A 612-nucleotide genomic window follows, 5' to 3' on the forward strand; every position below is an offset into this window, starting at 1 on the left:
GAGACACAGCCGATGAAGTCGTCCGTGATCCAGACCGACGAAATCTCAGCGTTGGTGATCCGCGACCCGGCCGGTCCTGACCAGTCACCCTGGACCGGGAAGCCACGCTCCGCGCGGTAGGGCGGCAGCTCGTCATCTGGGCCGTAGCCGTTCAGCTCATCGCTTGCCCACTTCGCGAGTTCTCGATCGCCGATCCGGGACGCGACGATCTTCACCTGGCGTAGGACATCCGACAGCGGACGTGTGCTGTCCGCGGCCTGGTCGATGAGGGCGGCGAGACGGGACAATGGCTCCTCCGAACACGTCGTGGATTACCGGACATACTCACACGCCGAGGCGCGGCGAGCTTGGGAAGCCCTCGGCACGGCACCCTGGTCGTCTCGAAGACACCCAGGGATCACGCCGAACAGCGACGCACGACTGGTATCACGCGGCGTCAACCTCGACCTCATCGTCGTAAAGGCGGGAGTCGATGATGTCGTCGACGTGGAACTTGATGGTCTCATCCGGCCTCAGGTGGACGAACACCGGCCAGTTGTCCAGCCTACCGACGAGCTGGTCGCCCTTGCGGTGCGTGATCTCGACCCACATCCTCTCTCCGGCGGCGGCATA

Annotated in this window: 2 protein-coding genes; both read right to left on the reverse strand. The window is 64.4% G+C overall.

Going from position 1 to position 612, the window contains the following annotated elements:
• Positions 1 to 215 (reverse strand): hypothetical protein (locus G3I78_RS46910; RefSeq protein ID WP_343244023.1); only part of this gene is annotated, 215 nt, incomplete at its 3' end.
• A 211-nt stretch (positions 216 to 426) separates the two neighbouring features.
• Positions 427 to 612, reverse strand: a 186-nt coding sequence (locus G3I78_RS46915; protein ID WP_164436711.1) for a DUF2314 domain-containing protein, incomplete at its 5' end; no start/stop codon positions are given.

The sequence above is a fragment of the Streptomyces sp. SID13726 genome (assembly GCF_010548375.1).
Taxonomy (GTDB): domain Bacteria; phylum Actinomycetota; class Actinomycetes; order Streptomycetales; family Streptomycetaceae; genus Streptomyces.